General features: G+C 58.4%; 18 protein-coding genes. 7 read left to right on the plus strand and 11 right to left on the minus strand.

Annotated elements, in window-relative coordinates; genetic code table 11:
* Positions 1-10 precede the first annotated feature (10 nt).
* The 3 genes from RBB47_RS19925 to RBB47_RS19935 form a co-directional block, all read right to left on the minus strand.
* The gene (locus RBB47_RS19925; protein WP_305987631.1) at positions 11-568 is read right to left on the minus strand and encodes a helix-turn-helix domain-containing protein; all 558 of its coding nucleotides are present in this window, start codon (positions 566-568) and stop codon (positions 11-13) included.
* A gap of 142 nt (positions 569-710) precedes the next feature.
* Positions 711-2180: a PLP-dependent aminotransferase family protein gene (locus RBB47_RS19930; RefSeq protein ID WP_305987632.1), complete on the minus strand. Its 1470-nt coding sequence runs from the start codon at positions 2178-2180 to the stop codon at positions 711-713.
* A gap of 908 nt (positions 2181-3088) precedes the next feature.
* The gene (locus tag RBB47_RS19935; protein ID WP_305987633.1) at positions 3089-4468 is read right to left on the minus strand and encodes an aspartate aminotransferase family protein; all 1380 of its coding nucleotides are present in this window, start codon (positions 4466-4468) and stop codon (positions 3089-3091) included.
* A gap of 318 nt (positions 4469-4786) precedes the next feature.
* On the opposite strand from RBB47_RS19935, the gene RBB47_RS19940 reads away from it, so the two are divergent.
* From RBB47_RS19940 to RBB47_RS19950, 3 genes are all read left to right on the plus strand, one after another.
* On the plus strand, positions 4787-5788 hold the full coding sequence (locus RBB47_RS19940; protein ID WP_305987634.1) for an ABC transporter substrate-binding protein: 1002 nt from the start codon (positions 4787-4789) through the stop codon (positions 5786-5788).
* Between the two features lie 80 nt (positions 5789-5868).
* Complete coding sequence (locus RBB47_RS19945) at positions 5869-6675, plus strand: taurine ABC transporter ATP-binding protein (RefSeq protein WP_305987635.1); 807 nt, start codon at positions 5869-5871, stop codon at positions 6673-6675.
* On the plus strand, positions 6672-7934 hold the full coding sequence (locus RBB47_RS19950; protein WP_305987636.1) for an ABC transporter permease subunit: 1263 nt from the start codon (positions 6672-6674) through the stop codon (positions 7932-7934). The genes RBB47_RS19945 and RBB47_RS19950 overlap by 4 nt, the downstream gene beginning before the upstream one ends.
* 47 nt (positions 7935-7981) lie before the next feature.
* On the opposite strand, the gene RBB47_RS19955 is transcribed toward RBB47_RS19950, so the two are convergent.
* A complete protein-coding gene (locus RBB47_RS19955; protein WP_305987637.1) occupies positions 7982-8995 on the minus strand; it encodes a LacI family DNA-binding transcriptional regulator in 1014 nt (337 codons plus the stop codon).
* 108 nt (positions 8996-9103) lie between these two features.
* Between RBB47_RS19955 and RBB47_RS19960 the strand changes: the two genes are divergently transcribed.
* The 4 genes from RBB47_RS19960 to RBB47_RS19975 all read left to right on the plus strand — a co-directional run bounded on the left by RBB47_RS19960 (position 9104) and on the right by RBB47_RS19975 (position 15084).
* On the plus strand, positions 9104-11431 hold the full coding sequence (locus RBB47_RS19960; protein WP_305987638.1) for a DUF1989 domain-containing protein: 2328 nt from the start codon (positions 9104-9106) through the stop codon (positions 11429-11431).
* A gap of 33 nt (positions 11432-11464) precedes the next feature.
* The gene (locus RBB47_RS19965) at positions 11465-12436 is read left to right on the plus strand and encodes a glycine betaine ABC transporter substrate-binding protein (RefSeq protein WP_305987639.1); all 972 of its coding nucleotides are present in this window, start codon (positions 11465-11467) and stop codon (positions 12434-12436) included.
* A 67-nt stretch (positions 12437-12503) separates the two neighbouring features.
* Complete coding sequence (locus tag RBB47_RS19970) at positions 12504-13553, plus strand: glycine betaine/L-proline ABC transporter ATP-binding protein (protein ID WP_305987640.1); 1050 nt, start codon at positions 12504-12506, stop codon at positions 13551-13553.
* Between the two features lie 10 nt (positions 13554-13563).
* Positions 13564-15084, plus strand: a complete 1521-nt coding sequence (locus RBB47_RS19975) for a proline/glycine betaine ABC transporter permease (protein WP_305987641.1) — start codon at positions 13564-13566, stop codon at positions 15082-15084.
* Positions 15085-15219: 135 nt separating this feature from the next.
* On the opposite strand, the gene RBB47_RS19980 is transcribed toward RBB47_RS19975, so the two are convergent.
* The 7 genes from RBB47_RS19980 to RBB47_RS20010 all read right to left on the minus strand — a co-directional run bounded on the left by RBB47_RS19980 (position 15220) and on the right by RBB47_RS20010 (position 22082).
* Entirely contained in the window at positions 15220-16122 is a 903-nt protein-coding gene (locus tag RBB47_RS19980; protein ID WP_305987642.1) for an oxygenase MpaB family protein, read from the minus strand.
* Between the two features lie 131 nt (positions 16123-16253).
* Positions 16254-18296 (minus strand): peroxidase family protein, encoded by a 2043-nt coding sequence (locus RBB47_RS19985; RefSeq protein WP_305987643.1) that lies wholly within the window; start codon positions 18294-18296, stop codon positions 16254-16256.
* A gap of 124 nt (positions 18297-18420) precedes the next feature.
* Positions 18421-19785 (minus strand): sensor histidine kinase, encoded by a 1365-nt coding sequence (locus tag RBB47_RS19990; protein WP_305987644.1) that lies wholly within the window; start codon positions 19783-19785, stop codon positions 18421-18423.
* Complete coding sequence (locus tag RBB47_RS19995; protein ID WP_305987645.1) at positions 19770-20444, minus strand: response regulator transcription factor; 675 nt, start codon at positions 20442-20444, stop codon at positions 19770-19772. Before RBB47_RS19995 ends, RBB47_RS19990 begins: the two co-directional genes overlap by 16 nt.
* Positions 20441-20944: a hypothetical protein gene (locus RBB47_RS20000; protein WP_305987646.1), complete on the minus strand. Its 504-nt coding sequence runs from the start codon at positions 20942-20944 to the stop codon at positions 20441-20443. Before RBB47_RS20000 ends, RBB47_RS19995 begins: the two co-directional genes overlap by 4 nt.
* Positions 20945-21086: 142 nt before the next feature.
* Entirely contained in the window at positions 21087-21377 is a 291-nt protein-coding gene (locus RBB47_RS20005) for a cupin domain-containing protein (protein WP_305987647.1), read from the minus strand.
* 36 nt (positions 21378-21413) lie between these two features.
* A complete protein-coding gene (locus tag RBB47_RS20010; protein WP_305987648.1) occupies positions 21414-22082 on the minus strand; it encodes a DUF1638 domain-containing protein in 669 nt (222 codons plus the stop codon).
* Between the last annotated feature and the right edge of the window lie 54 nt (positions 22083-22136).

The raw sequence follows: 22136 nt of genomic DNA on the forward strand, positions 1-22136 counted from the left end.
TTGAAAGGGGTCAGTAGACCGGCGGGGAAATCACCCAGACGGCAACTGCAGGTTCGGAATAGGGGTTGGCCCAGCGATAGGACGCATCGCGGATGCGAAAGCTGTCCCCGGCCGCGACCGTGAAGGCATCATCATCCAGCCAGATATCCAGCTTGCCGGAAATCACGTAGGCGACCTCCTGGGTCGGGCGCGTAATCGGCTTGCTCCGGTGAGATCCCGGCTGGAAAGTCGAGTGGATCATCTCGAAACTGTCGGTGAGATCGGGCGACACGAGCGTTTCGACCAGACCGGCATCGCGCTCTCCGATTACACGGCGAGCCGCCGCACGCACGATGCGGCCTTTTTCAACTTCGGGAGCTTCGGCACTGCCGAAGAAGATCGAAAGCGGCACACCGAAAATATCCGCAATCTGCCGGAGGTCGGACAGGCGCGGCGTGGAAATATCCCGCTCGATCTGGGACAGCCAGCCGACGGACCTGCCGAGTTTCTGGGCCAGATCCTCGAGGGTCATTTTCCGTGTTGCACGAAGGGCCCTGAGGTCTTCTCCCAGGCTGCTGCTTTCCACCATGATATTCCGCTCGTGAAATTATTGCGGATAATTTCACGCCTCAAAATGAAAAAATCAACAAAATTTTCACGGGAGAATGAAATTTTTCAAACGTGTTTTGAGAACGGTTTTCTGGAGACAGGTTTTGCGGCCCAAAATGAGGCTAAGCGCTTGCTTCTTCCAGTCTTTTCGCAATGTGTGAAATGCCGTCGGGGATGCGTGCGGACGCAATGGAAGAATAGGCAAGCCGATAGTATCCGGGCTGCTCTTCGCCTTCCGCGAAGAAGGCGCGGCCGGGTTCGATCAAAACGTCGTCTTGTCGAAGCTTCATTGCCAGAGCAGAGCTGTCGGTTCCTTCAGGGGTTCGCATCCAGAAAGACGAGCCGCCGAAGGTTCCCTGGCCGTTTTGTGTCAGGCCGTTTTCATGCAGGCTCTGCTCCATGATCGATCTGCGCTTGCGGTAAAGGCGACCCATCCGGGCGATCTGCGCATCGTAGTGGCCGAGCGAAAGGAAATAGGCTGCCGTGCGCTGAATAAGTCCAGGTGGATGACGCAGGACAAGTGACCGGAGCGCGCGCGCTTCACGGATAAAAGGTTCGGACGCGACCAGATAGCCGAGGCGCAAGCCGGGAAAGAGCGATTTCGAAAAGGAACCGACATAAATGACCGACCCTGTCGGGTCGAGTGACTTCAGCGCCGGAGAAGGCGATTTCAGGAAGGAAATCTCGAACTCGTAGTCGTCCTCCACAACGATGAAGCCGTCGCGCGCTGCCAGGTCCAAAAGGCGCTCGCGCCGGGAGACCGGCATCGTTGCGTTGGTGGGGCAGTGATGGCTCGGTGTCGTGAAAACCACATCCAGTGTGTCCGGAAGGTCTTCGGGCGGAAGGCCGGCGGCGTCGACATCGACCGCGACCGTGTTGCAGCGGGTCTGGCTCAGGATCTGGCGGAGCCCCGGATAGCAGGGATTCTCGATGGCTGCCGTACGTCTTTGTGTCAGAAGGATCTGGGCCGTGATCCACAAGGCGTGCTGCGCACCCATCGTGATCAGGATTTCTTCGGGCCGGGCAGTGATTGCGCGCCGCGGCAGGATCTGACGCAGAATGAATTCGACCAGCATGGGGTCGTCGCGCTCGTAATAGTCCGTTGCGAGCGTGTCGAAATCCTTCCGGCCCACCGCCTTAAGGGCGCAGTTGCGCCAGTTGTGGTGATCGAACAGCCGGGAATCCGATTGTCCGTAGATGAAGGGATACTTGTAATCGCGCCAGTTGTCCGGGCGCACCAGCGGAACATGTTCTGAAAACCGCTGGCCGATCGTGCGTGACCAGTCGACCTGGGTCTTGGTCGACTGGTCGGGCAGGTTGAATTTTGGGCGGCTTGGGGCGGTTTGCGCGACGAAATAGCCGGAGCGGCCTTTGGAGACCAGATACTCGTTTGAGACAAGTTCGGTATAGGCGATCGTGACGGTAATTCTGGCAACACCCAGATGCTCGGCCAGTTTTCGGCTCGACGGCATTTTCTCGCCCGGCAAGCAGCGCCCAGAAAGGATGGCCTCAACGACGAGCCGCTGGATCTGCTGCTGAAGCGAGGTTTCGGTGTCGGGGCGAAGAAAGAATGTTTCTGCCGGAATTGCCACGTCTGGCCCTATTTCTGGACTTGTCTGGACCTATAAAATAGCTGTCTTGCGGTTTTTGGCAATTCCTGTTGAGGACAGGCAGAAAGACAAGCTGGTCGCATCGGTTGTCATCCCGGACGGCAACTCGGGCACTGACCTCTGTCCCGCCCCCGGGTGTCATCCCCGACTTGATCGGGGATCCAATACACCTCGCAACAAGCGACTTGTTTGGTTTTCGGGAAAACGGGAACTCCGAATTCAAACAACGCGGCTCTGGAAACGAGTAGATCCCCGATCAAGTCGGGGATGACACCGGAGGTGTTTGGCGTGCGCTCTCGGCAAACCTTCGGGGCCGGCGCGACGCGGGACTTAGGGTGGCGGTGCTCGGAGGTGAATGGCATGCAGCTAACTCCGACTGTCACCCCGGACGCAGCGCAGCGGAGATCCGGGGCCTACTCGTTTGCAGAGGCATTGTGATGAGTGTGGCACTGCCACAGCCCACAGAGATCCTTAGCCAAGTTGAGAGGCGAGTGGGCCCCGGCTCAAGACTGGCGCGGAAATTGGAACACTGACCTCTGTCCCGCCCCGGTGTCATCCCCGACTTGATCGGGGATCCAATCCACCTTGCAACAAGTGACTTGTTAGGTTTTCGGGAAAACGGGTACTCCGAATTCAAACAACGCGGCTCTGGAAACGAGTAGATCCCCGATCAAGTCGGGGATGACACTGAGAGTGTTTGGTTGGGGCTCTCGACAAACCTCGAGTGCAGTCCCGGACCTGATCCGAGACCATCGCCGTTCTTGCGGTTAACCCCGGCTCAGGGCCGGGGTGGAGACGAGAGGGGTATGACGGGCGTTCAACTCGTCGCTGTCACCGCTTTGAACGCAGCGCAGTGAAAGTCCGGTACCGCCTGGAGAGCGCAGCGCGGGTCAGGCAAAGACCCGCGTCAGAGCACCGTCAATCGCATCCGTAATCCGATCGATATCGTCCGCGGTGGCAATCAGGGCCGGCGACAGGCAGATCACATTGTTGAGGCCGGGGACAGCCCGGTTGCTCACGCCGATGATCACGCCTTGCGCCATGCAGTCCGCAGCAACGGCCTGCATCTGCTTTTCCGCAACCGGTTCCCTGGTCGATCGGTCGGCGACCAGCTCGGCGCCGCAGAACAGACCCTTGCCGCGCACGTCGCCGACAACGCGGTGCTTTTCCATCAGTCTGTATAGATTGGACATCAGCCGCTCGCCCATTTGCGTTGTGTTGTCGAGCAGGCCTTCATCCTCGATGATCCGCATGTTCTCAAGCGCAGCTGCGGGGCCGGCCGTGCAGCCGCCGAAGGTGGAAATGTCCCGGAAGAAGTTCATCGGGTCGCTGGCATCGTCCTTGAACATCTCAAAGACCTCTTCGGTTGTCACCATGCAGGCAATCGCCGCGTAGCCCGAGGCGACACCTTTTGCCATCGTGACGAAATCGGGCTTGATGCCATAGTGCTGGTAACCGAACCAGGTGCCGGTGCGGCCGACCCCGCAGACCACTTCGTCGATGTGAAGCAGAATATCGTACTTGCGGCAGATCTCCTGGACACGCTCCCAGTAGCCTTGCGGCGGGGTGATGACACCGCCACCGGCGGTCACCGGCTCAAGGCACAGGGCACCGACCGTGTCGGGACCTTCGCGCAGGATCACTTCCTCAATCGCGTCTGCTGCCCGCTCACCATAGTTTTCAACGTCCCACTGGGCGCGGTATTCGCAGCAATGCGGCACCTCGACGAAACCGGGCGTGTAGGGACCATATTGCGCATTGCGCTCCTGCTGCCCGCCGGCCGAAATCGCCGTGATCGATGAGCCGTGATAGTCCCGCTCCCGGTAGAGGATCTTGTATTTTTTGCCACCGTAACGCTTGTGCGCGATCTGGCGGACCATCTTGAACGCCTTTTCGTTCGCTTCCGTCCCCGAATTGGTGAAATAGACCCGGCTCATGCCCGGCATTTTCGAAATCAGGCGCTCGGAAAACAGCGATCCCGGTATGGACCCCGCCGAATGGGCAAAATAGTTGAGCTTCACCAACTGGTCGCGGATTGCGTCTGCAATGGATTCGCGGCCATAGCCGACATTGACCGTCCACACGCCTCCGGAAACGGCGTCGAGATGCTCCTTGCCCGTCGCATCCCACAGCCGCATTCCCTTGCCTTCCACCATGATCTTCGGATCGATCGTCTCCAGCGACTTATGCTGAAGAAGATGATGCCAGACGTGGTTGCGGTCGGCTTCGATGATTTCGCTCAGGTCATTCGGGGAAGCTGCAACGTTCATGGCAATGTCCTTTCGTACTTCATCGACATGTTCGAAACTCGGTGAATTCGAAGCTGGGCTGCGCGAGCGGATTTTGTGCGCCTGCTCACAATTCAAGCAGCCCTTTGCATCAATTGTTTTCAGTCAACACGGTCCGGAGGCGACATATAGGGCCAGATCTGGAGATACGATAGAGCCAGTTGAGTGTTTCTATTGTAACCTCGCCGTTCTGCCGTAACCATTTTCGGATGCAGACAAGCCGACTTGGAAGGACGGCGGCAAAAGACAGGAATACCTGCGCGTCTGTTTATGTATCGAGGGAACAGTGGGAAAGTATCAATGACCTACAAATCTAAACTATTCGGCTCTCTTGCGGCTCTGGCGTTCATGAGCGGTTTGCCGGCAACTTCTGCGGCTGAAGACCTGACAGTCGCTTACTTCCTGGAATGGCCGATGCCGTTCCAATACGCCAAGGAAAAGGGCCTTTATGAAGAAGCCCTGGGCGTGCCGATCAATTGGGTCTCGTTCGACACCGGCACGGCAATGTCCGCTGCCATGGCATCCGGTGATGTGCAGATTGCCGTCAGCCAGGGTGTGCCACCCTTTGTTGTGGCAGCATCCGCCGGACAGGACATCATCCTGACGGACATTGCAGTCAGCTACTCCGAGAACGACAACTGCGTCGTCGCCGAAGCGCTTGAGATCGACAAGAACAACGCCAAGGAACTGGAAGGCAAACAGGTTGGCGTTCCGATCGGAACCGCAGCTCACTATGGGTTCCTGTCGCAGATGAAGCATTTTGATGTCGACATCACGACCATGGAAATTGTCGATATGGCTCCGGCCGACGGTGCCGCAGCGTTCGCGCAAGGCAGCCTGGACATGGTCTGCGGCTGGGGCGGCGCATTGCGGCGCATGCTGGAGCACGGCAACGTGCTTCTGACCGGTGCAGAAAAGGAAGAACTCGGCATTCTGGTTTTCGACGGCATCAGCGTTCCTGCTGATTTTGCTGCAGAAGAATCGGAAATGCTGACCAAGTTCCTGAAAGTGACCGCTGAAGCGAACGCCATGTGGAACGCCGGTGAGAACAAAGAGGAGATGATCGAGGTCATCGCCAAGGACGCCGGTATGGACGTTGACGCGACCGCGGAAACGCTCGCAACCTTCACGTTCCCGAACGTTGAAGACAAATTGAGTGACAAGTGGATGGGCGGAAACGTCCAGACCTTTATGCTCGGTGTCGCGGACGTCTTCCAAAGTGCCGGTTCGATCCCGCAGGCCCTCGACAGCTATGTCGATTCCGTGGATTCCAGCTATCTGGCAGCCACCGGAACCGAATAAAGCCGTATCCCTGCAAGACTTGGGGCGGCCATCAGCGCCGCCCCAATTTCCTTTTCTTTGCACTGCAGGAGATGACAGGCATGGATGGCCTCCACATCGAAAATCTTTCGATGCGTTTCGATCTGCCCAACGGAACGCACGTACAGGCACTCAAGGACGTGTCCATTGAGTTGAAGACCGGCGAGATCATGTCGGTTCTTGGTCCTTCGGGCTGCGGAAAAACCACTCTCTTGAACATCGTTGCCGGTTTCCTGGCGCCCACCGGCGGTCAGGTTCGCATGAACGGCCACGTCGTGACCGGTCCAAATGCTGAGCGCGGCATGGTGTTCCAGAAGGGCGCGTTGTTCGAGTGGATGAATGTGCGCAAGAATGTCGAATTCGGTCCACGCATGAAGTCGATGCCGAAGAGGCAGCGCGACGAGATTGTTGACCACCTTCTCGATACCGTCGGCTTGGGTGACTTCAAGGAAAAGGCGGTTTACGAGCTGTCCGGCGGTATGCAGCAACGCGTTGCACTTGCACGCTGCCTCGCCAACGATCCGGACGTTATCCTGATGGATGAGCCGCTCGGTGCGCTCGACGCGCTGACCCGCGAAAAGATGCAGGGTCTCGTGCTGAAACTCTGGAAGGAAACGGGCAAGACCGTCATTTTGATCACGCACTCCGTGGAAGAGGCTCTGCTGTTGGGCGAGCGCCTTTTGGTCATGGCGCCGAGGCCGGGCCGCATCCACAAGGAGTACCGTCTGCCTTTTGCCGATCGCGGCGTTGAAGCGGATCTTCGTGACGTCAAGAAAAGCGAAGGCTTTGCTGAGACGCGCGAAGAAATCCTGTCGATGATCTGGGAAATGGAAGAGGAAATCATGGGCAGATCGGAGACCGCTGCATGACCGGTTTAATTGTCTTTCTGACCTATGCGGGGCTCTTCCTCGCAAGTTATTTCCTGGTCTCCTATCTCAGCAGCCTCATGCAGCGCGGTCAGGATTTCACGTCTCTCAAGACAGTGACATTCGGCGATGAGAGCGCCATCACGCCCAACCGGGCAGCGTCCGTTATTTCCATCGTGGTGATCTTCTTTATCTGGGGTGCCTTTACCGGATCGAAGCTGGTTCCCTTTCACGTGCCAGGGCCGTTTACCGGCGAAACGAGTTTCACCTACACCGTTACCAACGATGCCGGTCAGACCAGCGACGCGACCGTCGAAGTGATCGTGCATGAGCCCGGAAAGAAGGTCGATGCCCCTGAAGTGACGGAAAAAGACGGGTTTGCCCAGGATGATGCCGGCACAGTCGGGGCCTGGCGGTCGGTGCTGTTGCGGGTGACGCGCAACGACGGTGACGGCGCGACCGTGACCGCGGTGGATGGACAGCCGATCGCACCCGGTGAGACCGTTAGCGTGACCGATGGAACCGTGAGCATGACCCCCAAGGGGTCACTCAATTTTGCGCCGGACAAGGGCCTGCAGATGGAACCCATCTGGATGCCCGCACCGGAATCCGTTGTCAGCCGGTTCGTCGAAATTGCCTCTGAAGGCTACCAGAACTTCACGCTGTGGGAGCATCTCGGGTGGTCGCTGCTGCGCGTTGTCGGCGGCTTTGTGGCAGGCTCACTGATCGGCATTCCGCTTGGCTATGCCATGGGCCTGTCAAGCTGGGTGCGCGGATGGTTCGACCCGATCGTCGAATTCATGCGGCCCGTGCCGCCGCTTGCGCTGATCCCGCTGGTGATCATCTGGTTCGGCATCTGGGAAACCGGCAAGATCGTGCTCTTGTTCCTGGCAGCGCTCTGGATCATGACGATCGCCGCAAGAGCCGGGGTCTCGGGTGTAAACATCAGTAAGGTTCATGCCGCCTTCTCGCTAGGCGCGACCAAGCGGCAGGTCCTGCGCTACGTGATCGTGCCCAACTCGCTGCCCGAAATCTTCACGGGTGCGCGCGTTGCCATGGGGGTCTGCTGGGGTACGGTGGTCGCCGCCGAACTCGTCGCCGCCCAGAAGGGCGCTGGCATGATGATTATCGCGGCCTCGAAGTTCCAGCTCACCGATATCGTTATCATGGGCATCATCCTGATCGGCATCGTTGGCTACAGCATCGACATCCTGATGCGCATGGCGGAACGGTTTCTCGTGCCCTGGAAAGGCCGGGCCTGACGAAATCAATCAAGTGCAGGCGCGGTGGCCCCGCGCCTGCGATCTTGTCAGACCGAGAACCGCGAACTGGTCGACTCGCGGATGACCAGATCTGTCTCAAACAGTTTTTCCGAAGGTTCCGTGCCGTTTTCAATCCATTCGGAAATTGCAACGGCCGTCGCCTGTCCCATTCTCACCACGGGCAGATGCACGGTCGTGAGGCTGGGTGACGTATGCGCCGACCCCGGCAGGTCATCGATCCCGATGACGGATATAGCCTCGGGGACAGAAATTCCTTTGCGCTTCAATTCATAAAGGACACCTGTTGCAAGCACATCGGAGAGGCACAGGACAGCCGTCGGTTGTTGTGTCGCTGACAAGATGGATTGCGCCGCCTTGCAGCCGTCCTCGACCGAGAGGTCCGCTTCGAAGTAGATCAACTCAGCGTCGTCATGGCCTTCCAGGCCCCTGATCCGGGCAAGCGTTCGGTCATTGCTGGTCAGCGACCCATGCACGACAGCAATCTTCGAATGACCCAGGGAAATGAGGTGCTCAAGCGCAATCCGCCCGGCTCCGGCATTGTCGTAACCGATTGTCGGCAGGAGGAATTCCGGGTCGTAGTAAGAGGTGGCAACAGCGGGAAGCTGGCAACGCTCGATCAACTCGTAGAGCTCCGGTTCATGCGTAATCCCGGAGACGATCAAACCTTCCGCGCCAATGTCGACAAGGGTCTGAGCCTTCTGTGCTTCGATTGTCGGATCGCCGCTGGTCGTGGCGACAACAAGGGACAGGCGATATTCAGACAACGTCTGTTCGAGTGCGGCAAGATAGCGGGCGAAAATCGCATGGTCTAGTGTTGGCACCAGCGCGCCAACGACACGGGACCGCCCGGAATTGATCGCGCGGGCAGCAGCGCTCGGTACGAAACGAAGCTGGGCGATTGCCGAGTCCACGATTGCTCTGGTGTTCTCGGATACGGAGTCCGGCGAGTTCAAAACACGCGAAACGGTGGCCACCGACACTTTCGCCAGTTTCGCAACGTCTCTGAGATTGGCCCGCTTGCGGGATCTGCTATTCGCCATAGGCCTCTGATTTTGCCTAACTTCCAAAACCGTAGTTGGAAAGACTTGACATATGCGAGCGCTTTAAACAAGCTATGTAACTAGTTACATTTGGCGGAAATGCTCGAAATGCTCAGTTCGGCAGTTCTTTATGCGTTTAACAATGTCGGCTACCAAACGCCGGGAAGAAGCTTCCCCGGCTTTCCGTCGCCGACGCATTCGCAAGGCCATCGGCTGGCTCCCAGAGACGCGGTTCATCTGAAGGTCCAGGCGGGCGACCTCCTGACGATAGAAGGTCTTTTCAACGCCGGTATCCTGGAACTTGCTGCCCTTGCCGACGACGGCGGCGACGCGTTGAACGGACTGGGACTGGCGGCAAACACTGTCTTGAGTTTTGCGAATTTCGACAGCGCGGAATTTGCTGGTTGGGTAGCGGCCCGGGGCGGCCAGGACGACAAGTCTCACAAAGCGCATGCCTTTGGAGCGACGGCTGAGCCGCTTGTTCTGAAAGCAGTGTCGGCGGCGGACCTGTGGTTCATCCGCCCGGCAAACGCGCAAGAGCTGATCAGCGGTGCGGCAGGTGGTGTCGTGACGGTCAGACATAAACCAGCCCTCGTGTCTTTACCGGTGTTGCCACCGGTGCTCGGTGAAACCCGCGATGAATTCACCGTGTCGCGCGGGACCGGCATGGCCTATGAGCTCAAAAAAGGTGAAATGGTTCAGATCATCGATGTCGAGGGCCAGCAGTGTTCGGATTTCATGGCGTTTCGGTCCGATGGGCTCGAAGCTGGCCAGGAGTGGATGATCGACAGCACCGCAACGCGTTCCATGGTGCGGCGCGCCTTTCCCGTGCCGGGCCTGTTCGACAAGTTCTACGACCGAGAGATGCGCCCCCTGCTCAATGTGGTGCAGGACACCTGCGGGCGTCACGACACCTTTGGTCTTGCCTGCACGGCACGTGGATATGAAGAGCGGGGCTATCCGGGGCATGTGAACTGTTCGGACAACATGTCCCATGCACTTGCACCTTACGGTGTTGAGAAAAGGTCCGCCTGGCCCGCCATTAACTTCTTCTGGAACACCTGGATCGATCCCCATCACCACACCATCCTGACTGAGGAATCCCATTCGCGTCCTGGCGACTATGTGGCCATGCAGGCAATGGAGGATCTCATCTGCGTCTCCACGGCCTGCCCCGATGACATAGATCCGATCAACGGCTGGAACCCGACGGACATTCACGTCCGCATTTACCGTCCCGGGCAGACGATCCGCCGGGCCGTGGCATATCGCGAAAAGGAAGACGCTCCGATGACCATCAGTCAGAACTCTGCGTTCCATGAGCGGCTGACGCGTCTGACACAGCATTTCGCACCTGCGCGCAACCTCTGGGCGCCTGTCAGTTTTCCCTCGCACGGCACCCTGGGAGAATACTGGGCTTGCCGGGAAGCAGTGACGCTGCAGGACATGAGCGGCCTGCGCAAATACGACATCGTTGGCCCGGACGCGGCGAAACTGATGCAGCTCGCAACGACGCGGAACGTTGAAAAGCTCGCGGTCTGGCGCGCGTCCTATACGCTGATGTGCGATGACAGCGGCACCGTCATCGACGACGGCACTCTGCTACGCCTCGGGCCGGAATTGTTCCGCTGGTGCTGTGGCGCGGAGGAAAGCGCGCGCGCCCTTGAGACGCTGGCCGCTGAACGCGGGTTTCAAGTGCGCATCCACGATGCGAGCGAAGCTCTGCCAAACCTTGCCCTGCAGGGGCCGAAGTCCCGGGACCTTCTCAGCAAGATCGTGTTTACGCAACCGCACGTGCCCGCGCTGGACCAACTCAAGTGGTTCGGTGTCACGGTGGCCAGATTGGAGGATCGCGAAGGAGCACCCTTTCTGTTGTCGAGAACCGGTTACACCGGCGAACTCGGTTTCGAGATCTTCTGTTCCAAATCCGATGCGATTGAGATCTGGGATGCCGTGATGGCGGCAGGGGATGAATTCGGCATCGCACCCATGGGGTCGGCGGCTCTGGAGATCATTCGCATCGAAGCGGGCCTTGCGGCAAGAAATGCCGAATTTGCGCCGGGCGTGGACGCCTTCGAAGCAGGACTGGGTTTTGCCGTCGATCTGACCAAGTCGGATTTCAGCGGCAAGGCCGCCCTGGAACGCAATGCCCGTGAGCCGCGCCAGCTGCTCAAGGGTCTCTTGATCGACAGCGACGACGTTCCCGCGCATGGCGCACCGGTGCTTGCCGGGGAACGTCAGGTGGGCGTGATCACCTCCGCAACCCGCTCGCCCATGCTTGAACGGGCTGTCGCCATGGCCCGGATCGCTGTGGAGCACGCCGAAAACGGAACAAGTCTAGAAGTCGGCCAGCTTGACGGACGCATGAAGCGTCTCGGCGCTGCGGTTTCAAACACACCATTCATAGACCCGCAACGAAAGCGGGCACGCGCCTGAGAGCATCAAACCTACCTACCAGAGGAACGAAAAATGAAAGACAGGACGAATTCAATCTTAGCCGCCGCTCTAATCCTCGGCCTCGGCACGTCCGGTGCCATGTCGCAGGAAAAGGTCATGGTGGGTGAACCCAGCTGGCCGGGTGCGAAAATCATGGCCAACCTGATCGGCCAGGTTATCGAGTCCCGCCTTGGCGGCGAAGTCGGTTACGCGCCGGGTGCCAACGCCGTCATCTTCGCGGCAATGGACGGTGGACGCGGGGACATCGATGTCCATCCGGATGTCTGGCTGCCAAACCAGAAGTCTTTCACGGACGAGTATGTCGAACAGAAAGGCACCGTTGCCCTCTCGTCGGGCAGCTACGCCGGTCAGACCGGCTTCTGCACACCGACTTACATGGCGGACAAGCACAACATCAAGTCCGTGTTCGATCTCGCAACGCCCGATGCACAGGGTCTTTATGACGGCGACGGTGACGGCACCGGTGAAATTTGGGTCGGTGCGTCCGGCTGGGCCTCCACAAACGTGCATAAGGTGAAGGTGCGCGACTACGGCATTGAAACCTTCCTTTCCCCGACAACGGAAGACGAAACTGTCTTCTACGCGCGTCTGAAGGATGCGATCGATCAGGAAAAAGGTGTGGTGTTTTATTGCTACAAGCCACATTACGTACATGCGCTCTACGACGTGGTCATGCTGGAAGAGCCCGAGCACGATCCCGCACAATTCACGATCATCCAACCGGATCAGGACGCGGACTGGTACAACAAGTCGAAGATTACGACCGGTGATCTCGTGAAGACCGTCAAGGTCGCCTATTCGAAGTCCCTGGATGAGCGGAACCCTGCGGCCGCGCAATTCCTTGCCAATATCAGCATGGATGCCGACCATCTTTCCCAGCTGACCTACGAAGTCGTGGTGAAGGGTGGCGAAATCGACGAGGTCGTTGCTGCCTGGATCAACGAAAACGGCGACGTAGTCGATGGATGGCTCGGTCTGAACTAACCCTCCTGAAGGTCTGGTCCCGGCGCTGTCGTGCCGGGACCTAACATCCTAACAATGGGGGATTGATGTGTCTGACGATATCGCTATCGATGCCCGGTCTGTCTGGAAAGTGTTCGGAGCCCGCTCGGACGAAGCTCTGAAAGCCATTCATGCCGAAGGCTTGTCAAAAGCAGAAGTTTTGGAACGGTATAACTGCGTGGTCGGTGTCGCCGACGCGACCTTCCAGATAAACCGTGGAGAGCTCTTTTGCATCATGGGCCTGTCCGGGTCCGGGAAATCCACGCTCGTAAGGCATGTCAACCGGCTGCTGGAACCAACTGCCGGCCATATCCTGGTCAACGATCAGGATGTCGTTCAGATGAACGATGCCGAGTTGCGGAGGCTGCGCAATCACAGGGTTGCGATGGTGTTTCAGAATTTCGGACTTATGCCGCACCGGACGGTCCGGGACAATGTCGCCATGCCGCTGGAAATTCGCGGCACAGGCAAAGCGCGCCGCTGGGAGGAGGCAGACCGGGTTCTGGAGCTTGTCGAACTCAGCGGCTGGGAAGACAAATACGCCCATGAGCTTTCCGGCGGCATGCAGCAGCGTGTCGGACTGGCGCGTGCGATTGCTTCTGATCCGGACATACTCTTGATGGACGAGCCGTTTTCAGCTCTCGATCCGCTGATCCGCAAGCAGCTTCAGGACCAGTTCATGGAACTGAGCGCGAAGCTCAACAAGACGACGATGTTCATCACCCACGATCTCGACGAGGCCATTCGCATCGGCAACAGGATCGCGATCATGAAAGACGGCCAGATCGTCCAGATCGGGACCCCCGAGGATATCATTCTGAACCCGGCCGATGACTACGTTTCCGACTTCGTTGCCGGCATTTCGAAACTCAACATGATCTTCGCACACGCGGTCATGAGACCTATTGCCGAGTTTGAAGCCCAGCACGGTCCGGTCCCTTCCGATGCCGCCTCTGCGCATCCGGACATGGACCTCAATGATCTGATCACGATTTGCGCTGAGGGCCACGGCGTCGTCCGCGTTCAGCAGAACGGGCACGATCTTGGTGTCATCAACCAGGCGGGACTGCTGCGCGCCATCCAGAGCAGCCAGGCATAAGGGGCAAGTCATGAGCACAGTTGATGACAACGACATCAGGCCCGAAACCGCCGAAAGGCTGAACACGCTGATCGCGTCCTTTGTCGGAACACAACAGGACTATTACCAGCGCACATTTGCCACGATGATGAAGGCGCCGGGTTACTGCTTTACCTTGAATTATGCGGCGGGCCTGCTCGGGCCGGTCTGGTTTGGGGCGCGGGGCCTCTGGTCCTGGTTCCTGGGCTTCCTGGTCCTGGAGACGTTTGCCTATATCCAGATTGGCCTGGGGCTTTTCGGTGATCTTGGCCGGTCCCTGCGTGAACGCGCGGACCAGATTGCCCAGACACTTGAGCTCCGCCGCCAACAGATTGCAGCTGCCGAACAGTCGGGCGCCTCCTCACTTGACAGTTTGAAACGCGCCGCCAGTTCGCTGGAAACGGCTTTGGCGGATGCGCAAAGTGCCGCCGCCGCAGCCGACTCCAGCGGGTTCATTTACCTGGCTTTCGGCCTTGTTCTGCTGCTCGCAATCAAGTTCCTGATTGCCTCTGTCGCGAACTGGACGCTCGAAGAGCAGTTCACACGCTGGAGGTCGGATCAGAGCGTTGCAAGCGGGTGGTCCATGCAGCGGCTGACCGTGGCGGCCGGACTGACGATAGCCGTCATTGTGTTGTCGGTGATCCGCTTCGCAAGGCCTGACGCGATTACAGCGCTCGCCACGTTTCCGACAGATCGCAATTGGCGCCTTGTCGTCGGCGATGGCGTTCAGGCGGCATTCGACTGGACCAAGACGGTAGGCCGTGGCTTCTTCGACAGCCTGACCTTCGGCATGCGCACCTTGCTTGACGGGATCGAAGTCGTCCTGGTCGGCACGCCCTGGCCGGTGGTCGCGCTGGTCATCATCATGCTGGCCTATCTTTCCGCCGGACCGCGCGTCGCGATCTTCACCGGCGCTGCACTGGCCTATCTCGGGCTATTGGATTTCTGGGAAAAGGCCATGACGACAATCGCGCTTCTGGGCGCAGCGGCGCTGATCTCGATCAGCCTCGGCATTCCGCTTGGCATCTACTGTGCGCGCAGGCCGAGGGCCTTTGCGATTATCCGTCCGATCCTCGATTTCATGCAATCCATGCCCTCATTCGTCTACCTGATCCCCGTTGTCGCCTTCATCGGGTCGGGCAAACCGGCAGGTGTCGTTGCAACGATGATCTTCGGCAGCCCGCCGGTGATCCGGTTCACGGTGCTAGGGCTTCAGCAGGTGCCGGAGACCGTCCGGGAAGCAGCGCTCGCCTTCGGTGCAACGCCTCGCTACCTGCTCTGGCGTGTGGATCTGCCGCTTGCCCGCAGGACCATCATGGCCGGCGTGAACCAGACCATTCTGCTATCGCTCGCGATGGTGGTTGTCGCGTCACTGATCGGCGCCAAGGGCCTGGGCGAGGACGTTCTGGAGGCCCTGCAATACGCTGCAGCCGGGCAGGGTATCCTGGCGGGTCTTGCGATCCTGTTCTGTGCACTCATCCTCGACCGCATCGTTGTAGGCGCGCGTACGTAGCCGGCGGACCTGATGCGTGGATGAGGGCGGCCGTTTCAATCCCTCGATACGTGACGGCCGCAAAACGGCGTCTCCCTGGTCTTCCCACGGACCGGGGAGATGTTCGCATGAAGCCAACCCCGGCTGAAAACGCGCTCAATCTGCCTTGATGTTGGCGGTCTCGGTTTGCGGTGGGAAAGTTCCAAGCTCGTTGACCCTGTAACCATTGGGGTAGGTCGGTCGCCGGACGCGGGTCAAAAGATGTGGGCGCCGCCGTTTCGGCAGAAGCCTAAGCAGTCCGGCCCGGACACGCAGGGCGGCCGGAACAGTCCATTGCAGCCAGCGCGGCGCGGCAGAGAACCCCATGGCGGACAGCAATGGTTGATCCATGAGCGCGTAGGCGCCGGGACGGGCAAGCCTGAACAGGAAGCGGGGGAAATAGAACCCCAGCATCAGATCCAGCGTCTTGTTGCCGATCCGCGCATTGGATTCGGCATATTGGAAGTGCTTTTGCTCATAGTTGCGGTTGAAGGTTTCAAACGTTGCCAGATCCTCGGGAATGTTCCGGATCCCCATGCGCGCTCCGAGGTCACGATAATAATTGAAGATCGCGTTGATTTCCTTTGCCGAGAGTTGTCGCCAGCCGAACCGCTCGATCCAGCGCATCGGCTCGAACACAAAGGTCGACAGGACGTAAAGCATGTCTTCATTCGGTATCCTGAAACGCCCGTGCATTTCATTCATCCGCTTGAGCGCTGCCGCGCCGCGCGGATGGTCTGCGCCGTGCTCGCCGATCTCAGCGAGGATGAGCTCCGTATCGTCATAGCGCTTGCGAGTGCGGTTTTCGAACTCGCCGGTTCGCACCAGCAACGACGAGACTGAGGGCACCGCATAGGTCCGGAACAGTGCGAACTCAAGCGACTTTTCAATGTCCCAGGGAAAGTCCCACGCGGCAAGCGCCAGAACGATCATGCGAGCGTCCTTGTCCGGATCAAGCCCGCTTGTGTCGGGCCGCTTCAATTGACCAAGATCCGGGCTCTTCTGTTGCGGAGCGTTCATTTCCGACTTTCCGATTTGGTCACGAGACCTGAAACTCAAACAGACAGGGAAATATAGCCTGAAACGGAAAAACAGAAACGCCCGCACCAGGGGAAGGACCTTGTGCGGGCGGTCTCAAACAAGGGCTCGGATCAGACGAGGTGGAAATCGTCCTGTCTGAGGCTGTTCAGATCGACACCGGTGAGGGTGACCGATCCGGCATCCCCAAAATCAATGAAGACATCGGACCCGATCTGTTCGGCGGTTGAAAGAAGCGCGTCCGGGTTTTCGAAAAGGTCGGTCTCGAATTCGAGCCTGTCACCCTTGCGCTTGCTGGTGTCGAAATCAGTAATCGTATCGTCGCCGAAAACGCCGCTGAAGCTGAATTTGTCACTGCCGCTGCCACCGGTCAGCGTGTCATTGCCGGCATCGCCGTAGAGACTGTCCTTGCCGCTTCCGCCTGTAAGGGTGTCGTCCCCGTCACCGCCTTCGAGCTGATCGTTTCCTCTGCCTCCGGACAGGGTGTCGTTACCGGCAAGCCCGAGTAACAGATCGCGGCCATCCGAACCGTTGAGAACATTGTCGTCTTCGTCTCCGGCAATGCGGTCATACGAGACCAGCGCATTGTCCTGGATGGACCCGATATCTGTATTGGCCTCAATCACATCGGCGAGTGTTGTGTCCCAAAGGTCCCTGATTTCGTCCTTCGGTAGACCAAGGGCCTGGCTCCAATAGGGATCGCCGTCGCGAAGTCGCAGGAACTGATCGATGATGATCGTAGCGAACAATTCACCGATGACACCGTTGCCATGCGGATCCTCGGCAAGACCACCGATCCAGGCGTCGACAAGGTCGACATCGCCGTAAATGTCCGCCAGTTGCGCTGCAAGACCGGAATCTGAGGTTATGTCGGAAAAGTCCTCTGCCCTTGCCAGCCCCATTGCCTCTCTCAGATCGTTGTAGCTGGCAACGCCCAGGTCGCGGCCACGCTGAATATTGAGGGACGCAAGATCCAGTCCTCCCGAACCGGGAGGCCCGAACAGGAAGGAGCGCACGTCTTCGACAACGTGGGTATCGATTTCCTGCGCCGTTCCATCGGCAAGGCCGCGCAGGATCGGATCGATGCCGCCGTTTTCCGCTATTTCTCCAGGCGAAAAGAATGCGTCGGCGAGCGCCAGGTTTCCTGCCGCAATCACGGCGCCGTCTTCGTTGAGCCGTTGGATCTGCGAGGACAGCATGGTGTGACCGAAGCGGAATGCGGCCGTCGAGAATTCGACCGCAATCCCGGGATTGACCTCCGGATCGTAGCCTTCGTATTTCGAGATCGCGTCCTTGCCCACCAAAAGGGGCAGAAATTCATTGAATGTGATTGCCTGAATTTCAGCCTCGACCCGCTGGCGCGCAGCCGTGAACAGCTCTTCGTCCGTTAGCTCCGGGTGTTCAACGGCAAGCTCATCAATGAGCCGATTGTGTTCACGCGCGAACAGCGTATGCAGGGAGGTCAGGGCAACATTTTCGCCCGCGCGAACGTCTCCGGCCAAAACGCCGCCATCTCCTGTCTCGATGACAAGACCGTTCTCATCGAGCAACAATTTGCCGCCGTCTGTGCGCAGGGAGGCGGCGGTTTCCGCGTCGGATCCGTAAACCATGGACGCATCGAGAAACGAGGTGATTTCGTTTTCATAGGCGCGCACGTCTGTGCCGCCGCTGCCGTCGACCGGATCAACGCGAAAAAAGGGGATGACCGCTTCACCCGTACCGTCGGGATCGAAAAACGGATCACCTTCGGGAACAGCGATTTCGTAATACTCGGTGTGCCCCGCCTCGGTAAGATCGAGATCATGGTCGATGAATTGGCCCCAGGCCCAGAACAGATCGCTCAGCCCGAAGGAATTGGGTTCAACGTCTGTCTGTTGAACAACCGCGTTGCTGATCGCGCGGGCACCTGGAAGATCCTCGACCATGGCCCCGATGTCATCGTCGTATCTGGCTTCTGCCAGCCGCAGGAGCGTCTGGCCGGCGGAGCTCCAGTCGACGTTTTCCGGGTTCGACCCGATGCCATCAACTGGCCGTGCCGGGCCGAAAACAGTATCGGACCCGCCTTTGGATCTCGATGCACCATTGATCGCTGCAATGTTTTCCTGAAGCGCATCCTTCTGCCGCTGGAGGGCGTTATCGCTGCCTACGGGTTCCATCAAACTCTCCCTTGACTGACCAGGTTTGTCCAAGGACCGGCCGAAGCAGTCGGCCAGCACAAAGTGACGGGTCGAGCTTGGGTCAAGCAGCTGAAACGAAGCTGAAGCAGAAACTCAGTTTGGCTTAAGCTTCGCTTGTGAGTTGAAATTCGGAGGTGTGTTTGCGCGGTCGGTTTCGACCCGACGGCAGGTCTACCGTCAGTGAGAGGCCGCCAAGCCGGGAGCGTGACATGCGAATCTTGCCGCCGTAGCGTTCGACAATGTCGGCGACAATCGTCAATCCGAGACCCGTCCCGGATTTTGTCTCATCAAGACGCTGGCCTTGCCGGAGTATGCGAACGAATTCCGCTTCGTCGACACCGGGGCCATCGTCTTCCACTTTTATGGAGCAAAGGTCTTCACTGACACTCAGGATAAGGCGGACCGAACGCCGCGCCCATTTGGCCGCGTTATCAAGTATGTTTCCAAGAATTTCGGTGATGTCAGATCGCTCTGCGTAAACGCATGCGGAAGGGTCTGAAAGGATTTCCAAAGACGTTTCGGGATAGAGCCGGCGAATGGCCCGTACGACTTCGTTCGCCACGGGCAAAACATCGATTGAGACTGGCTCGGGACAATCGTCCGGAAGGGCGGCAACAAGGCCGAGATGGCGTTCGGCAGCCGCCGAGATATTGTTGATTGCATCGACGGAAAGTTCGGTATCGAGTACTTCGCCCCGGCGCGCCTTCGTGAGTTCGTTTGAAAGGATGGCGGCCGGTGTTTTCAAGGCATGGGCAAGATTGGCAGCCTGCAGCCTGCCCCGCTCGCGCAACCGCTCATTGCGTTCCAGCATACGGTTCAGATCCTCCACCAAAGGCGTGATTTCCGCGGGATAGGAGCCTTCAATTGCCCCTGAATGGATCTGACGATTGAGCACCGCTGCGTGAAGCCGGCGGAGCGGAGACAGCGTGAAGCGCAAAAGCAATATGGCCGATACCAGCAGGATCGCACCAAGAGCGAGTGCTGACAGCATCAGCGTGCGCCGGAACGCGGTCACTTCCTTTTCCAGAGAGGCCTTATCGCGTCCCACCGCAAGCGTCCACTTTGTGCCGCTCGGCATTGTCAGCATTCTGGCCCGAATTCTGACCGTCCGTGCTCCGGGGCCGCTGACTTCGTGGAGATATCCCTCAGACAGGGTCTTCGGAACTTGCAATTCCACGTCCCACAAGGAACGTGAGCGGAACAGCCGGCCGTCGTCGGCCTGCGCCTGCCAATACGTACCCGAATAAACACGGCGAAAATCGGGGTTTTTCATCCGCTCCGCCGGATCGACTTCGGCCTCTGCGATCATCGCGGTCAGAAATTCCAGATCTGATTCCAGCCGCGCATCGAACAGCCGCGAAATCGACTCCTGAAAGACGCCGTGCAGGAGAATGCCGCCCGCGCCCAACGCACAGGCAATCCAGATCATGCCCGCTGCGATGGCTCGTGACGTCAGCGATCCGGACATGTCTGCGGCCGAAGTGTATATCCCCGGCCGCGGACCGTCTGGATGAAGACGCGCCCTATTTTTTGCCGGAGCTGTGCGACATAGACCTCGACCGTATTGGAATCGCGTTCCTCGAAGTATCCGTAGATTTTTTCAGACAGCTCCGATTTGCTGTGCACTTTGTCCGGCCTCAGCATCATCGCCTGAAGAAGCTTTAGTTCGTTGCCGGTCAGCGTGATGGCTTGTTCGCCGCGATAAACACGGCCTGTTTCCGTGTTGAGGGAAACGTCTCCGTGTTCGATGCGCGGTGCGGCGACACCCGCCGAGCGTCTTATCAGCGCTTGCAGTCTCGCAACCAGTTCTTCCATGCGGAAAGGTTTGACCAGATAATCGTCGCCGCCCGCATTCAGTCCCGCGACACGGTCCTGCCAGCGGCTGCGGGCGGTGAGAATGATGACAGGGGTGCGAATGTCGCCGTCGCGCCACGCCTGCAGCACCGACGTGCCGTCCTTGGCCGGCAGATTGAGATCAAGGATGATGGCGTCATAGCGTTCTGTTTCTCCCAGAAATTGCCCGTCTTCCCCATTATCCGCGAGATCTACCGTGAATCCTTTCTGAACCAGTTCGCAGTGTATTTGAGTTTGGAGAGCACGTTCGTCTTCAACGACCAACAGCTTCATTTCTTTGACCCACCTTTGCCGCCGCCGCCGCCCTTTCCGCCACCGTTCTTGCCATCACGGTTGCCGCGGCCGTCGTTACCCCTTTCCGAATTGCCACTTTCTGAGTTTCGGTCCGCATCCAATCCCTTGTTCGATTTTGATTCAGCATTGGGGCGGGATTTTGCCGGTGGGCGCTCACGGCCGTTTCTTTCAGAAGAAGAGTGTCGGTCGACGATGGAAATCACGTCCGCCTCGACCGCGTCGACGGTGACTTCAACAACTTCACCACTGCCGAGGGTGCGCAGGTAAACCTTCACATGAACATCCGACCGGCGTCTTTGCACGCGTGCGTCCACGAGAATGGTCTGGCCCCGAACAGCCGAACGCGCGGCGGCAAGGATCTCACTGAAGGCGGCGATGCTGCCGTCTTGCCGCGCGTCGAGCACGCTTTCATGGTCGGATGCCAGCGCGCTGCTCAGCGGCACGGTCGCCAGGAATGCGAAGACGATTTTCGAGACCAAGATATTTGCCCGGATAAAGACAGATCAAAATCGATATTCATCTACCCACCAGAGCACGAAAATGCGCCACAAGTGCGATGAACAGGCGAGGATGATCAGCGCCTATGCGACAGCCCCGCCTCGCCCCGGCATTGCAACGCTACTATTGTTTCAATTCAACTTCGACGAATGACATCTCAAAACCGCCGGCATTGATGACGTTGTGTTCGACGCCTTCGGTTCTGCGGTATGCCTCACCGGCTTCAAACGACACAGTTCTTGTTCCGCCGCCGGGTTCTTCAAGCAGCATGGAGCATCTTGTCAAAGTCGTAATGACATAATCGAACGCGTGGCGATGCCAGCCTGTTTCAGCCTCTGGCGCGAAGTCGAACCGCGTGACCCTCACACGTTCATCATCCACCAAAACGGTTGCCACAGCGGTTGGTCTGTTCATGCCGGTCTTCTTCCAATCAGCGTGTTGAAACAGATTTCAGGCGCGCTGGATAGCCGTCTCAAGTTCGCCATAGCCGACGAAACGGCGCTCGTATTCCAATCCGAGCCGGGCCGCGATCTCCTGCGCCTTACGTTCCAGTGACGGGTCATCGGTTTGCGGCATAAAGACAACTTTTTCGTAATTTCCGAAGACGAAATCGACCATGTTTTTGTTTCGGTCGAGACCGAATGCCTGCCAGACGAATTTGTCGAAGCTCCGGCAGAAAAAGTCCGTCAGATAAAACGTAGTGATCTCTTCTTCGCCATATTCGGCGAAGGCCTCATTGCCCCAGAAAAAGGAGAAGCAGTGCGGTCCGGATATGCGTTCAATTCCACCCTCCTCTTCGAGGACCCGATCAAGTGCTCCAGCGGTGCCGCAATCTCCATACAAGACAAAGATCTTTTCGTATTTGTCCTTGTTGGCGCGAATTTGATCGCGGACGGCATCAGGTATTTTCCCGGGCGTATGGTGCAAGCTGGCGGGCAGGCACTGCACGTCGAGGTGTTTCAGTCCGTTCCTCTCGATGAGCCAGACAATCTCCCGTCCGAGTGCTCCGCAAGCCAAAAGAAGGGTGCTTCCCACGCCCTTCTTGAACTTGAGAACATCTCCCGGGTTTTGCAGCAGATCCTCATCGCGCAATGCGTCGCTTGTCAGTGACCCTCGCACCAGCAACTTCCTCCCAGCGGGTATACAGTCTCATGTTTGCACGAGCTCATGCCG

It is taken from the genome of Roseibium sp. MMSF_3544 (genome assembly GCF_030732845.1).
GTDB lineage: Bacteria > Pseudomonadota > Alphaproteobacteria > Rhizobiales > Stappiaceae > Roseibium.

Excerpts from the sequence above, each read along its gene's own strand:
- RBB47_RS19925 (WP_305987631.1), bottom strand. The coding sequence starts at position 568 with ATGGTGGAAAGCAGCAGCCTGGGAGAAGACCTCAGGGCCCTTCGTGCA.
- RBB47_RS19935 (WP_305987633.1), bottom strand. The coding sequence starts at position 4,468 with ATGAACGTTGCAGCTTCCCCGAATGACCTGAGCGAAATCATCGAAGCC.
- RBB47_RS19940 (WP_305987634.1), top strand. The coding sequence starts at position 4,787 with ATGACCTACAAATCTAAACTATTCGGCTCTCTTGCGGCTCTGGCGTTC.
- RBB47_RS19945 (WP_305987635.1), top strand. The coding sequence starts at position 5,869 with ATGGATGGCCTCCACATCGAAAATCTTTCGATGCGTTTCGATCTGCCC.
- RBB47_RS19950 (WP_305987636.1), top strand. The coding sequence starts at position 6,672 with ATGACCGGTTTAATTGTCTTTCTGACCTATGCGGGGCTCTTCCTCGCA.
- RBB47_RS19955 (WP_305987637.1), bottom strand. The coding sequence starts at position 8,995 with ATGGCGAATAGCAGATCCCGCAAGCGGGCCAATCTCAGAGACGTTGCG.
- RBB47_RS19960 (WP_305987638.1), top strand. The coding sequence starts at position 9,104 with ATGCTCAGTTCGGCAGTTCTTTATGCGTTTAACAATGTCGGCTACCAA.
- RBB47_RS19965 (WP_305987639.1), top strand. The coding sequence starts at position 11,465 with ATGAAAGACAGGACGAATTCAATCTTAGCCGCCGCTCTAATCCTCGGC.
- RBB47_RS19975 (WP_305987641.1), top strand. The coding sequence starts at position 13,564 with ATGAGCACAGTTGATGACAACGACATCAGGCCCGAAACCGCCGAAAGG.
- RBB47_RS19980 (WP_305987642.1), bottom strand. The coding sequence starts at position 16,122 with ATGAACGCTCCGCAACAGAAGAGCCCGGATCTTGGTCAATTGAAGCGG.
- RBB47_RS19985 (WP_305987643.1), bottom strand. The coding sequence starts at position 18,296 with ATGGAACCCGTAGGCAGCGATAACGCCCTCCAGCGGCAGAAGGATGCG.
- RBB47_RS19990 (WP_305987644.1), bottom strand. The coding sequence starts at position 19,785 with ATGTCCGGATCGCTGACGTCACGAGCCATCGCAGCGGGCATGATCTGG.
- RBB47_RS19995 (WP_305987645.1), bottom strand. The coding sequence starts at position 20,444 with ATGAAGCTGTTGGTCGTTGAAGACGAACGTGCTCTCCAAACTCAAATA.
- RBB47_RS20005 (WP_305987647.1), bottom strand. The coding sequence starts at position 21,377 with ATGAACAGACCAACCGCTGTGGCAACCGTTTTGGTGGATGATGAACGT.